We start from the raw sequence: 13,036 nt of genomic DNA on the forward strand, positions 1-13,036 counted from the left end.
AGAAAGGAAGTCACCAGCCCGCGACGCCGTCGATGGCCTGGCGGGTGATGTGCAGGCCATGCGAGACGACGCTGCGCCGCCACACGCTGGATACCGGTACAAACGCGTCCACCAGGTCCGCGCGCAGTTGCGCATCGCGGGCGGCATCGGGCGTCTGCGGCGCCTTGAAGCGCAGCCATTGGTCCAGCCGCAGCGCGGGCCGCATCTGCAGACCGCGCGTGCCGAATTCGACGACCGCGCCGGCCAACGGACGATCGCCCAGGGCCTGCTGCACGCCGCGGAACACCAGGCCCTGATAGTCGGGGCGTGCCAGGCCGTGCGGGCGCTGGTCGCGCACGCGTTCAGTACCCCACCAGCGCGCGGCCTGCGTTTGCTCGGCGCTGTCTTCGTCGTTGAAGCACAGGAAGAAGGGCTCGCCGTATTCGCCGATGCCGGTGTGCCAGTCGATGAACGCGACACGCTCGCTGGCCGCCAGGTGCTCGTCCACAATGCGCCGCAGCGTGCGGTTGGACCATTCCGGCCCCTGGCCGCCGTAGACGAGGCCGTCCGGATGCGTGTACTGGCCGCTGGCCGTCACGTTGAACAGGGTATCCGCGCCATGTGTGGCCTTGAACGTGTCCAGCGCCTGCGCGGCGGCCTCGTGCGTGGCCTCGGTCCATTGCGCCGGAATCAGGTGGGGATGCAGCGTCGCGTAATGCGGATTGGCGGGATAGGGCCGCGTGTGGTCGACGAAGTTGCGATTCAGGTCGACGTTGTTTTCGGTGGTGCGGGTGTCGTGGGCGTAGCCGTACGGGTTCAGCGCGTGCACCAGGACGACGTTCACGTCGTCGGGCAGGAGCTTCGCGCCGTCGGCGGCCAGCCATGCGCGCTGCACCGCGGACCCGGCCGCGCCTTCCAGCCCGTGGGTGCCGCTGATCGCGAGGTGCGTGCGCGGCGCATCGCGGCGGCCCAGGATCGCGACGTCCACGCTCAACGCGTCGCCCTGCGGGTCCTTGAGCGTGGGGTGTTCATAGCGGAACAGCGCGGCCCCGCGCGCGGCCGCGTCGTCGACGAAAGCCTGCCGCGCGGACGAATAGTCGTTGGCAAAGCAGTTCCAGTAATCGGGCAGGGGCTGGCTCATCTCACGCCTCCTGCACGAAGACCTGCAACGCGCCGCCGGCGTCGTCCGGCGCCACGACCAGTTCGCCGCGTGCGTTGGCGCGGTACGTCACCTGGTTGGCGTCGAACAGCGCGCGTGTCTTGTCCAGATCCCGAACGCCGATCACGGAGCCCGCGAACCATCCGCCCTGCGACGCGGCGGGCAGGCCAGTGGGCACGCGAACCTGCGGATAGCGCTGCTCGAACGCGGCCGGCGCAAGAAAGTCGATGCGCAGGCTGCCGCGCCGCACCTGCAGACCGCTGTCGGGCAGCTCGCTGGTCGCGATGGCGCCGAAGACGCGCTCGTATCCTGCGCGTAGCGAACGGGGCTCGGGATGCACGACGATCAAGGACTCGATGCGGCGCGCGCCGTTGGCGTGGTCCTGCCATTCGGGGCGGTAAACCAGATGGCGCGTCAGATGGCCGCAGGTGAAGAAGTCCGGCACGCCAAGCAGGCCGGCCGGAAACTGGGTGTTGTTCCAGGCGGCGTCTTCGCTGCCCTCAGGCAGATGCACCGGGCGGCCGCCGCTGATGGGCGGTTCGGCATCGATGCCCAACTTCGCCAGTTCCGCGTGCACGGCCGTGCTGTCTGTGGTCTGCAAGGCAGTGGCCACCGGGCCTTCGTACGCATCGTCAAATCCGCCGAAGCGCGACTGCGCCTTGAGTTCTTCGGGGAACGTCAGCAGTTCAAGATAGTTGGCATCCAGAATGATCGTCTGGTTGCGCGTGCCGCGATGGTGCCGGCCCTGCGGGGCCAGGCTGAAACCCAGCTTGACGTAGCGGTCGGTCGCCGCCTGCAGGTCGTTGACCCGGATGATGTAGTGGTCCAGGCCCGTGACTGAAGGAAGGGACATCGGTATTCCTGTATGCGCTTAGAGAAAGACGCAGTCTGGCCGATGCGCCGTCGCGCTAGAACGATTGAATTCTCATGTCGATATCTGATTTCTGATTCGGCGCCCCTGGGCCGCAGCGGGGCTGCAGCGGCATATTCAAATCACTAATACGCATTCCGGGGGGATGCGGGGCGGCAGCGCCGCGTTCTGGTTCTTTCGGCCGCTTGGTGCGGAGACGCCAAGCAATCCCCAAAAGAAAAAGCCGCCTTGCAGGAAGGCGGCTTGAAGCACTGCTTGGCGGTTTTTCAGCGCGTCAATGCAGGATCTGGCTCAGGAACAGCTTCGTCCGTTCGCTCTGCGGATGATCAAAGAAATCGTCCGGATTGTTTTCCTCGATGATCTCGCCGCGGTCCATGAAGATCACGCGATTCGCCACCTTGCGCGCAAAACCCATTTCGTGGGTCACGCAGATCATCGTCATGCCGCTTTCCTGCGCCAGCGTCACCATCACGTCCAGCACTTCCTTGACCATTTCCGGGTCCAGCGCCGACGTGGGCTCGTCGAACAGCATGACCTTCGGGTTCATGCACAGCGACCGCGCGATCGCCACGCGCTGCTGCTGCCCGCCGGACAACTGGCCGGGGAATTTGGCGGCCTGATCGGGAATGCGGACGCGCTCCAGGTACTTCATGGCCGTGGCCTCAGCCTGGGCGCGCGACTGCTTCAACACCCACATCGGGCCCAGTGTCAGGTTTTCCAGCACCGTCAGGTGCGGGAACAGATTGAAGTGCTGGAACACCATGCCGACTTCGCGGCGGATGGTCTCGATGTGCTTGAGGTCGCTGGTCAGCTCGGTGCCGTCGACGATGATCTGGCCCTTCTGGTGTTCCTCCAGCCGGTTGATGCAGCGGATCATCGTGGACTTGCCCGAGCCCGACGGGCCGCACACCACAATGCGCTCGCCCTGAGCGACGTTCAGATTGATGTTGCGCAGCACGTGGAACTGGCCGTACCACTTGTTCACGTCCTGCAGACGAATGATGGCATCGGACATGCCTGTTCTCCTTCGGGTTTACCGGGCGTGCCCGGTGGCCAGGCGCTGCTCGAGCGCGCGGCTGTATTTGGACATGGAATAGCAGAAGACGAAGTAGATCAGCGAGATGAAGAGATAGGCCTCCACCCCGAAACCTCGCCATGCCGCGTCGGACAGAGCCGCCTTGGCCGCCAGCGTCAGATCGAAGATGCCGATGATCACGACCAGCGACGTGTCCTTGAACAGGCTGATGAAGATGCCCACCAGCGGCGGGATCACGATCTTGAGCGCCTGCGGCAGGATGATCTTGCGCATCTGCTGCCAGTAGTTCAGGCCCAGCGAATCCGCGCCTTCATACTGACCCTTCGGAATCGCCTGCAGGCCGCCGCGCACCGTTTCCGCGATGTAAGCCGCGGCAAACATGATGATCGCGATCTGCGCGCGCAGCAGCTTGTCGATGGTGAAGCCCTCCGGAAGGAAGAGCGGCAGCATGACCGACGACATGAACAGCAGGCTGATGAGCGGCACGCCACGGATCAGCTCGATGTACACGACGCACAGGGCCTTGATGGCCGGCATTTTCGAGCGGCGTCCCAGCGCCAGCAGCACGCCGATCGGAAACGCGAAGGCAATGCCGAAGGTCGCCAGGATCAGCGTCAGCGGCAGGCCGCCCCAACGGGCGTTCTCGACGTAGGCCAGGCCAAACACGCCGCCCCACATCAGCACGGACACGGCCGCCAGTCCCAGCGTCCAGATGAGCGCCAGCTTGCCGTTCCAGAAACGGCGCATGCCGCTGGCCACGATCACCGCGATCAGGATGCCGGTGGCGATCAGCGGACGCCATTGCTCGTCGAACGGATAGGTGCCGAACAGGATGAGCCGGTGCTTTTCCACGATGAACGCCCAGCAGGCGCCGCCCGCGCCGCGGCATTCATGCGCGTTGGTGGCGTCAAAGCTCGCCTTGATGAAGGCCCATTCCACCAGCGCCGGCACGGCCATCAAGAGGCACCATGCCAGCAGCACGGTGATCAGGATGTTGAGCGGCGAGGAGAACAGGCGCGACCGCATCCAGGCCCAGGCGCCGGTTTGCGCGCCGGGCGGAGCGACGTTGGCGCTCAGGGTTTGCGTAGTGCTGCTCATCTCAACGCTCCACCAGCGCGATGCGCTTGTTGTACCAGTTCATGAATATCGAGATCGACAGGCTGACCGTGAGATAGGCGGCCATGATGATGAGGATGCCCTCGATGGCCTGGCCCGTCTGGTTCAGCGTGGTGTTCACCACCGACACGATGTCCGGATAACCGATGGCCACCGCCAGCGAGCTGTTCTTCAGCAGGTTCAGGTATTGGCTGGTCATCGGCGGGATGATGACGCGCAACGCCTGCGGCAGGATCACCAGGCGCAGCACCAGCCGGCGCGGCAGACCCAGCGAACCGGCGGCTTCCCACTGGCCGTTGTTGACGGCCTGGATGCCCGAGCGCACAACTTCGGCGATGAAGGCGGACGTATAGACGGTCAGACCCAGGAAGAGGGCGACGAACTCCGGCGAGAGCGTCAGGCCGCCCACGAAGTTGAAGCCCTTGAGCGCGGGCATGTCCAGCGTCAGCGATGCGCCGCTGGCGAGCCAACCGACGACCGGAAAGGCGACCAGCAGGCCGATGGCCGTGCGTCCCAGCTTGAACGGCTGTCCCGTCGCTTCCTGGCGCTTGGTGGCCCAATGACCCACGGCGATGATCGCCAGGATGGCCAGCCCCAGTCCGCATAGCACCCAGTCCAGCGATGCGCCTTCCAGCCCCGGCACCTTGAGGCCGCGGTTGGAGATGAAGACGCCCGGCAGCGGGTTATGCGCCTGGCGCGGGCCCGGCATGTTCTCGGTGATCAGCGCATACCAGAAGAACAACTGCAGCAGCAGCGGCACGTTGCGCATCACCTCGACGTACACCGAGGTGATCTTGTTGACCAGCCAGTTCTTGGAAAGGCGGCCGATGCCGATGAAGACGCCCAGGACGGTCGCGGCGATCAGCGCCAGCAGGCCCACGCGTAGCGTGTTCAGGATGCCGGCGAAGATGGCGCGTCCGTAGGTGTCGGCGGGCGTGTAGGCGATGACGGATTCGCCGATGGCAAAGCCGGCCTCGCGGTTGAGAAAGCCGAAACCCGTCGCGATGTTGCGCAACGACAGGTTGTGCAGCGTGTTGTGGACCAGGAACCAGACGGCGGCCCCGACGAGCGCCAGGGCCAGCGCCTGGTACACCAGCGCCCGCGTGGCCGGATCGTTCCAGGAAACCCGGCGCGGCGGCCGCTGCACCGGGTGTTGAGCGGTGTGCTGCGCCACGGTTCAGCCCGCCATCAGGGCGCTGACCGCGACGGCCAGACGGTCCATGCCTTGCTCGATGACCTCGGTGGAGGTCGCGAACGAGAAGCGCACGTACGGCGACAGGCCATACGAACCGCCGTCGATCACGGCCACGCCCGCTTCGCGCAGGAAGAACAGGCTCACGTCCAGGTCCGTCTTCAATTCGCCGTCGGGACCCTTCTTGCCGATCAGGCCCTGCACGTTGGCGTACACGTAGAACGCGCCGTCCGGCATGGCGCACGAGATGCCGGGGATGGCGTTCAGGCGGCTCACGATGAGGTCGCGGCGCTTCTTGAAGATCCCGACCATTTCCGTGACGCTGGACTGGTCGCCTTCCAGGGCTGCCTGCGCTGCCGCTTGCGAGATCGCGCTAGGGCACGAGGTGCTTTGCGACATCACGGTGCTCATGGCCTTGATCAAATCGGCAGGCCCGGCGCCGTAGCCGACGCGCCAGCCGGTCATGGCGTAGGACTTGGACATGCCGTTGACGATCAGCGTGCGCTCAACCAGCCTGGGTTCGACCTGCACGGGCGAGGCGTGGGCCTGGCCGCTGTACGTGAAGGGCGCGTAGATCTCGTCGCTCAGAATCCACACGTGCGGATGGCGCAGCAGCACGTCGGTCAGCGCGCGCAGCTCGTTGGCGCTGTAGACGGCGCCGCTGGGGTTGCTGGGCGAATTCAGGATCAGCCAGCGCGTGCGCGGCGTGATGGCCGCTTCCAGCGTGGCGGCGTCCAGCTTGAAGCCTTGCGACTCGGGGCCGGTGACGACGACAGGCTTGCCTTCGCCCAGCAGCACCATGTCCGGATAGGAAACCCAGTACGGCGCGCAAACGATCACTTCGTCACCCGGCTCCAGGCTGGCGGTCAGCGCGGCGGCGATGATCTGCTTGGCGCCGGCGCCCACGGTGATCTGGTCCATGCCGTAGCGCACGCCCACGGTCCGTTCGAGGCTGTTGGCGATCGCTTTGCGCAGACCCACGGTGCCGTTCGGGCTGGTGTAGCGGATGTCGCCGCCCGCGATGGCTTCCTGGCCGGCGCGCGCGATGTGCGCGGGCGTGGGCATGTCGGGCTCGCCCAGCGTGTAGTCGGCGATCTCGCGGCCCTGGCGGCGGAGTTCGTCCACGACGATCTTGGCGGCCATGCTGGGCGAGGGTTTGATCTGTTTGAGACGGGCGTTGACGATGCTGTTCATGGTGTTGCTGCGTAAAGAGTGTTCTGGCGCGGGCGTGCCCGCAGGCCGGGGAAATGAAGCGCGGCCCCGCACAGGGCGGAGCCGCGGGAGCGATGCTTAGCGCACCGGCCAGCCGTACATCAGGCCGCCTTGCGTCCACAGCTTGTTCAGGCCGCGGTCCAGCTTCAGCGGGCTGTCCTTGCCCATGGCGCGGTCATAGCTTTCGCCGTAATTGCCGACTTGCTTGATGATGTTGTAGGCCCACTTGTCGTCCAGGCCCAGGTTCTTGCCCATGCCCGGCGTCACGCCCAGGATGCGCTGGACGTTCGGGTTGGTGCTCTTCAACATTTCATCGACGTTCTTGGACGTGATGCCGTATTCCTCGGCTTCCAGCATCGCGTTCAGCGACCAGCGCACGACGTTGAACCACTGCTCGTCGCCTTGGCGGACCATGGGGCCGAGCGGTTCCTTGGACAGGTTCTCGGTCAGGATTTCCCAGTCGTCGGGCTTGGCCAGGCGCGTGCGCATGTTGGCGGCGGTATTGGACTTGTCGTTGGTGTAGGCGTCGCAGCGGCCCGATTCCAGCAGACGGAAGTTTTCGTCGTAGTTCTCGACCAGCACGGGCTTGAACGTCAGGCCGCGGCTGCGGAAGTAGTCGGCCAGGTTCAGTTCGGTGGTGGTGCCGGGCTGCACGCAGATGGTGGCGCCGTCCAGTTCCTTCACGCTCTTGACGTTCATCGCCTTCTTCACGATCAGGCCCTGGGCGTCATAGAAGTTCACGCCCACGCCGATCAGGCCCAGCGTGGTGTCGCGGGTCAGGGTCTGCGTGGTGTTGCGCGACAGCATGTCGATCTCGCCGGATTGCAGCGCCGTGAACTTCGCCTGCGCGGTCAGCACGTTGCCCTTGACCTTGGAGGCATCGCCAAACATTGCGGCCGCGACGGCGCGGCACATGTCCACGTCCAGGCCGGTCCATTCGCCCTTGCTGTCGAGCACCGAGAAACCGGGAATGCCGGCAAAGCCGCACTGCAGGAAGCCCTTTTTCTTGACGGCGTCAAACGTCACGCCGGCCTGTGCGCCAGACGCGACGCACAGCAGGGTTGCCGCAACGGCGGAGCTCAGAAACTTGCGCATGGAGATTTCTCCTGGGGATCGAAAGTGATTGAAAAGCGGTGGGGTCGAAAACGGCCAAGCGTGCGGGGTCCGCCCCGGCAAGCCGGGGAGGGTGCGTCGCGCATTCGGACGGGGTACGGGAATTGGGGGGAAAAGCGCCGGCTCGTGGCCGGTCAGGCGGTGCGCCGGTGAATGCGCGTGGCGTAGGGGTGGTACGTACTGCGGAGGGTAAGAATGGGGCTCATCGGCGGCACTGGTACGGCAGGTCTTACGGATCGCGGAAGACGCAGGCAGTACTGAAGCCGCGTCGTATTACGCTATGCAATAAGACGTATGATGGCAGCCGTCATACAAGTAAACAAGTAAGGGGATTCCCGTAATTGGCATTACGGGAGGGCACGCGAGCGTGGCTTAAATCGCTGGGGGATGGGACAGCAGCTTGCGGTACCGCGCGATGCTGTCGCCCAGGTGGCGGGCCATGGCGGCGCGCGCGGCGCCGGGGTCGCGGCGCATGATGGCCGTGAGGATGGCTTCGTGCTCGCGCACGTTGCGCGTCTCGTACATTTCAAGCTCTTCGGGCGTCTTGCCGCCGTGCTTGATGTTCAGATCGAGCATGACGTCGCGCACGGCCGCCTTCAGCAGGGCCGGAAAATGCGGGTTGTTCGACGCGCGGGCGATCGACAGGTGGAATTCATAATCGGCCTTGACGGCGGCTTCCATGTCGCGCGTAGCGCGGTTGAAGGCGTCGAAGGCTTCGACGATGCCGCTCAGATCCGCCGCGCTGCGGCGCTCTGCCGCCAGTCCACAGGCTTCCACCTCAAGGCCCGCGCGCAATTCCATAATGTGCAGCGCCCAACGCGGATCCGTGGCGGGTTCGACGACAAAATCGATGGGCTTTTCGCGGTCTTCGGTCACGAAAACACCGATGCCGGGCTTGCTGACCAGGCGGCCGCTCAGGCGCATGGAAGCCACGGCTTCGCGGATGACGGTGCGGCTGACCTCGAATTCGTCGCACAGCGCGTGCTCGGAGGGCAGCTTGTCGCCGGCGCGGTACTGGCGCCCATCAAGGCGCTTGGTCAGTTCCTCGATAACGAAATCGGTCAGGCGCGAGCGGGGTGGCCGGGAGGGAGTTTGCATTGTCTCTCTTATACGGAAAATCGCTGCGGGCGAGGCTGGCGGCCTGGCGCGCAGCCGCAAGTGTACGCGTTCCTCTGATGCCCCACGGGTGTCCGGCCCGATGGGTTCGGCCGCGCCGATAGCACGCGACCGCAAGGATGCACTGGGGCCATATGACAACATACGGGGCGAAATCCGCCAACTTTTCTTTGCATCAAGAAGCAAAACGCCCTCCAGGGGAGGGCGTTCTGGCGGCTAGTCACGCACGGTCAAGTGCGGACGGTTTATTCGGCGCCGGACTTCTTGATCAGCGCGTGCAGCATTTCCATTTCTTCGCCGGTCAGGTCGGTCAGCGGTGCGCGCACCGGGCCCGCGTCGTGGCCGACCAGCTTGGCGCCGGCCTTGACGATGCTGACGGCGTAGCCGGCCTTGCGGTTGCGGATTTCCAGGTACGGCAGGAAGAAATCGTCCAGCAGTCGGTTGGTGGTGTCGCTGTCGCCGGCGGCGATGGCGTTGTAGAACTCCATGGCCATCTTGGGCACGAAGTTGAAGACGGCCGACGAGTAGACCGGCACGCCCAGCGCGCGGTAGGCGGCGGCATAGACTTCAGCGGTGGGCAGGCCGCCCAGGTACGAGAAGCGGTCGCCCAGCTTGCGGCGGATGCGGACCATCGATTCGATGTCGCCGATGCCGTCCTTGAAACCGACCAGGTTGGGGCAGCGATCAGCCAGGCGGGCCAGGCTGTCGGCCGACAGACGCGACTGGGCGCGGTTGTAGACGATGACGCCGATGTTGACCGACTTGCAGACCTGCTCGACGTGGGCGGCGATGCCGTCCTGCGAGGCTTCGGTCAGGTAGTGGGGCAACAGCAGGACGCCCTTGGCGCCTTGGCGCTCGGCTTCTTGTGCGTAAGCGATGGCGGTGCGGGTGGGGCCGCCGGCGCCGGCCAGGATCGGCACCTTGCCCTTGCAGGTCTGCACGGCGGTGCGGATGACGTCGGAGTATTCATCAGGGGCCAGCGAGAAGAACTCACCGGTGCCGCCGGCTGCGAACAGGGCGGTGGCGCCGTAGGGGGCCAGCCATTCCAGACGAGCCGCATAGCTCTTGGCGTTGAAATCGCCGTTCTGGTCGAAGTCGGTCACGGGGAAGGAGAGCAATCCTTCCGAGACGATGGCTTTGAGTTCCTGGGGAGTCGTCATGGCTGTCTTCCAAATATAAGGAATGGGTATTGAAAAGGCGGTATGCCGTGGCCGCGGCGTTGTTCGATCCGCGATGTCAGTCATCGTACAACATATAAGTCGGGCATACAACGGCTTCCCGGGAGAAATGTTGTCGTACAACAAGCCGAATGTATCTTTTGAATCTAGGAATTTCCCTATATTGAACGGAGAAGTCGGCCGCGCTATCCTCAGCGCTCATTGTCGTACGACAACGTACAAGAACGGCGACAATTCCAATCTCTAGGAGACAAGTTTGAAGGCATTCCCCCTGTTGAGCCGCCTGTCGGCCGTCCTGGCCGTCGCCACCGCTTTTGCCGCACCTGTCCACGCCGCTGATGACTGGCCGTCTGCGAAGGCCATCACGCTGGTGGTTCCGTTTGCGGCGGGCGGCACGTCCGACATTCTGGGGCGCTTGATCGCCCAGGAACTGGGCACGACGCTCAAGCAGACCGTCGTCGTTGAAAACAAGGGTGGCGCCGGTGGCGTACTGGGCGCGGACGCCGTGGCGCGCGCCAAGCCGGACGGCTACACGCTGCTGCTGGGCACGATCGCCACGCACGCGATCAACCCGTCGCTGCTGCCCAGCATCAACTACAACGCGGCCAAGGATTTCTCGCCCGTGATCCTGCTGGGCAGCATTTCCAATGTGCTGCTGGTAGGCGCGAACCAGCCCTATAAGAGCGTGCAGGATGTCGTTGCCGCCGCCAAGGCCAATCCCGACACCATCGCCTTCGGCTCGGCCGGGCAGGGCACGTCGCAGCATTTGTCGGGCGAAGTGTTCAAGCAGCTGACGGGCGCGCACCTGACGCACGTGCCGTACCGCGGCAGCGCGCCGGCCATTTCGGACCTGATCGGCGGGCAGATCCCCAGCTCGTTCGAAACCGCCCTGGTCGCGTTGCCGTATGTGCAAAGCGGCAAGGTCCGCGCGCTGGCGGTCACGTCCGCCAAGCGCACCGCCGTGCTGCCGGACGTGCCCACCATGCAGGAAGCCGGCGTGCCGGGCTTTGACGTCAGCAGCTGGCAGGCCATCTACGCCCCGGCCAACACGCCGCCGGCCGTGGTCGAAAAGCTGAACAAGACGATTGCCGAGATCGTGGCCAAGCCGGAAGTCACCGCCAAGATGCAGGGCCTGGGTCTGGCCTACACGCCGAACACGCCGGCGGAATTCACGGCATTCCAGGCGGCCGAGCAGGCCAAGTGGGCCAAGATCATTGCCGATGGAAAGCTGAAGGCGCAGTGATTGCGTTGTTAGCTATGAAAGCCTGGCGCGGGGAGTCGATCCTCGCGCCAGGTTTTTTTTATTGGGTTGGAGTTTTGACGGGGTGAATCGGGGTTTGCAATGGGCGTCTCAGTAGGTGTCTGACGCCGGCGCGAAATGGCGTAGGCCCCGGGCCGCGTGGGGCGGCGCCGGGGCCTATTTGTTGATGCGACGCCCGAAATCCAGGCGTCAACCCATTACGCCTTGACCAGCGTGCCGTCCACCATGCGCGTCAGACCCAGCGGGTTACCGCGCTGGACGCCTTCCGGCAGCAGGCCGTCGGGCAGGTCCTGGTAGCAGACCGGACGCAGGAAGCGACGGATCGCCGTGGCGCCCACCGAGGTCGAGGCCGGGTTCGACGTGGCCGGGAAGGGGCCGCCGTGGACCATGGCGTGGCTGACTTCCACGCCGGTCGGGTAGCCGTTGGCCAGGATGCGGCCGGCCTTGCGTTCCAGTACGGGCAGCAGGGCGCGGGCATCGTCCAGGTCGGCGCCGTCCACGAACAGCGTCGCGGTCAGTTGGCCTTCCAGGTGCTCGGCCACGGCGCGGACCTGCGCGGCGTCCTTGCACGCGACAACCAGCGAAGCGGGGCCGAACACTTCGGCTTCCAGCTCGTGCGAGGCCAGGAACTGGTCGGCGCTGGCGCCGAACACCACGGCGCCGGCGGCGTTGCATGCCGGGTTCGAGGGTTCGCCGCGGCCGACGGTGGACACGCTGGCGTGGCGCGCGAGGGCATCCGCGCCTTGCTCATAGGCCGAGAAAATGCCCGGCGTCAGCATGGTGGCGGCGCCCTTGGCCTTGACGGCCTCGGCGGCAGCCTGGCGGAAGCGGTCCAGCGCCGGACCTTCGATGCCGATCACCAGGCCAGGGTTCGTGCAGAACTGGCCCACGCCCATCGACAGCGAATCCACGAAGCCCTTGGCGATGGTCTCGGCGCGCGCTTCCAGCGCGGCGGGCAGCAGGAAGACGGGGTTGATGCTGGACATTTCCGCGTAGACGGGAATCGGCACGGGGCGGGCGTTGGCGGCAGCGACCAGCGCCAGGCCGCCGCGGCGCGAGCCGGTGAAGCCGATGGCCGTGATGGCCGGGTGCGTTGCCAGTGCCGTGCCGATTTCATTGCCGGCGCCAAACAGCAGCGAGAACGTGCCTTCCGGCAGACCGTGCTTGGCGACGGCTTGCTGGATGGCGCGGCCGACCAGCTCGGACGTGCCGGGGTGGGCGTTGTGCGCCTTGACGATCACCGGGCAACCGGCGGCCAATGCCGATGCGGTGTCGCCGCCCGCAACCGAGAAGGCGAGCGGGAAGTTGCTGGCGCCAAACACCACCACGGGGCCCAGGGGAACGTTGGCCAGGCGCAGGTCGGCGCGCGGCAACGGCTGGCGCTCGGGTTGGGCCGGGTCGATCGTGGCGTCCAGGAAGTAGCCATCGCGCACGACGCGGGCGAACAGACGCAGCTGGCCGACCGTGCGGCCACGCTCGCCTTGCAGGCGGGCGACGGGCAGGCCGGTTTCCTGGTGCGCGCGCTCGATCAGCGCGTCGCCGATGGCCACGATGTTCTCAGCGATGCTTTCCAGGAATTGGGCGCGCGTTTCCAGCGGCAGGGCGCGGTACGGGTCGAACGCGGCGCGGGCCAGTTCGGCGGCGCGCGACACGTCGTCGGCGGAGCCGGCGGGGTAGGCGGGTTCCAGGCGTTCGCCGGTGGCGGGATTGATGGCGTGCTGGGCAGCGCCCGCGCCCAGGACGGCGGTCGAGCCGATCAACATCTGGCCGGTCAGGTTCATGGTCATCTCCAAAAATAGGCGC

11 protein-coding genes are annotated in these 13,036 nt (G+C 65.7%); 1 reads left to right on the top strand and 10 read right to left on the bottom strand.

Features of this window, described 5'->3' with window-relative positions; genetic code table 11:
- Window positions 1–10: 10 nt before the first annotated feature.
- The 9 genes from AC6CIE_RS05565 to kdgD form a co-directional block, all read right to left on the bottom strand.
- Entirely contained in the window at window positions 11–1,120 is a 1,110-nt protein-coding gene (locus AC6CIE_RS05565) for a M14 family metallopeptidase (RefSeq protein ID WP_175121453.1), read from the bottom strand.
- A gap of 1 nt (window position 1,121) precedes the next feature.
- Window positions 1,122–1,991 (bottom strand): VOC family protein, encoded by an 870-nt coding sequence (locus AC6CIE_RS05570; protein WP_498091592.1) that lies wholly within the window; start codon window positions 1,989–1,991, stop codon window positions 1,122–1,124.
- 292 nt (window positions 1,992–2,283) lie between these two features.
- Window positions 2,284–3,024 carry an amino acid ABC transporter ATP-binding protein gene (locus tag AC6CIE_RS05575; RefSeq protein WP_056318048.1) on the bottom strand — a complete coding sequence of 247 codons (741 nt, stop codon included), beginning with the start codon at window positions 3,022–3,024 and terminating at the stop codon, window positions 2,284–2,286.
- A gap of 18 nt (window positions 3,025–3,042) precedes the next feature.
- Window positions 3,043–4,143 (bottom strand): amino acid ABC transporter permease, encoded by a 1,101-nt coding sequence (locus AC6CIE_RS05580; protein ID WP_498091594.1) that lies wholly within the window; start codon window positions 4,141–4,143, stop codon window positions 3,043–3,045.
- Between the two features lies 1 nt (window position 4,144).
- A complete protein-coding gene (locus AC6CIE_RS05585) occupies window positions 4,145–5,335 on the bottom strand; it encodes an amino acid ABC transporter permease (protein ID WP_254594260.1) in 1,191 nt (396 codons plus the stop codon).
- Window positions 5,336–5,338: 3 nt separating this feature from the next.
- Entirely contained in the window at window positions 5,339–6,547 is a 1,209-nt protein-coding gene (locus AC6CIE_RS05590) for an aminotransferase class I/II-fold pyridoxal phosphate-dependent enzyme (protein WP_498091596.1), read from the bottom strand.
- 96 nt (window positions 6,548–6,643) lie between these two features.
- Entirely contained in the window at window positions 6,644–7,660 is a 1,017-nt protein-coding gene (locus tag AC6CIE_RS05595; protein ID WP_175121457.1) for an amino acid ABC transporter substrate-binding protein, read from the bottom strand.
- A 390-nt stretch (window positions 7,661–8,050) separates the two neighbouring features.
- A complete protein-coding gene (locus AC6CIE_RS05600) occupies window positions 8,051–8,776 on the bottom strand; it encodes a FadR/GntR family transcriptional regulator (RefSeq protein WP_498091598.1) in 726 nt (241 codons plus the stop codon).
- Window positions 8,777–9,039: 263 nt separating this feature from the next.
- On the bottom strand, window positions 9,040–9,954 hold the full coding sequence (gene kdgD / locus AC6CIE_RS05605; protein ID WP_175121459.1) for a 5-dehydro-4-deoxyglucarate dehydratase: 915 nt from the start codon (window positions 9,952–9,954) through the stop codon (window positions 9,040–9,042).
- Between the two features lie 274 nt (window positions 9,955–10,228).
- Between kdgD and AC6CIE_RS05610 the strand changes: the two genes are divergently transcribed.
- A complete protein-coding gene (locus tag AC6CIE_RS05610; protein ID WP_175121460.1) occupies window positions 10,229–11,215 on the top strand; it encodes a Bug family tripartite tricarboxylate transporter substrate binding protein in 987 nt (328 codons plus the stop codon).
- 215 nt (window positions 11,216–11,430) lie between these two features.
- Here the strand turns inward: AC6CIE_RS05610 and AC6CIE_RS05615 are convergent, their stop codons facing one another.
- Window positions 11,431–13,014, bottom strand: a complete 1,584-nt coding sequence (locus tag AC6CIE_RS05615) for an aldehyde dehydrogenase (NADP(+)) (RefSeq protein ID WP_452000426.1) — start codon at window positions 13,012–13,014, stop codon at window positions 11,431–11,433.
- Window positions 13,015–13,036 lie beyond the last annotated feature (22 nt).

The sequence above is a fragment of the Achromobacter sp. GQ309 genome, assembly GCF_059759315.1.

What these genes read in the sequence shown, in the direction of transcription:
- AC6CIE_RS05565 (WP_175121453.1), bottom strand. Translation starts at nt 1,120, where the DNA reads ATGAGCCAGCCCCTGCCCGATTACTGGAACTGCTTTGCCAACGACTAT.
- AC6CIE_RS05570 (WP_498091592.1), bottom strand. Translation starts at nt 1,991, where the DNA reads ATGTCCCTTCCTTCAGTCACGGGCCTGGACCACTACATCATCCGGGTC.
- AC6CIE_RS05575 (WP_056318048.1), bottom strand. Translation starts at nt 3,024, where the DNA reads ATGTCCGATGCCATCATTCGTCTGCAGGACGTGAACAAGTGGTACGGC.
- AC6CIE_RS05580 (WP_498091594.1), bottom strand. Translation starts at nt 4,143, where the DNA reads ATGAGCAGCACTACGCAAACCCTGAGCGCCAACGTCGCTCCGCCCGGC.
- AC6CIE_RS05590 (WP_498091596.1), bottom strand. Translation starts at nt 6,547, where the DNA reads ATGAACAGCATCGTCAACGCCCGTCTCAAACAGATCAAACCCTCGCCC.
- AC6CIE_RS05595 (WP_175121457.1), bottom strand. Translation starts at nt 7,660, where the DNA reads ATGCGCAAGTTTCTGAGCTCCGCCGTTGCGGCAACCCTGCTGTGCGTC.
- AC6CIE_RS05600 (WP_498091598.1), bottom strand. Translation starts at nt 8,776, where the DNA reads ATGCAAACTCCCTCCCGGCCACCCCGCTCGCGCCTGACCGATTTCGTT.
- kdgD (WP_175121459.1), bottom strand. Translation starts at nt 9,954, where the DNA reads ATGACGACTCCCCAGGAACTCAAAGCCATCGTCTCGGAAGGATTGCTC.
- AC6CIE_RS05615 (WP_452000426.1), bottom strand. Translation starts at nt 13,014, where the DNA reads ATGAACCTGACCGGCCAGATGTTGATCGGCTCGACCGCCGTCCTGGGC.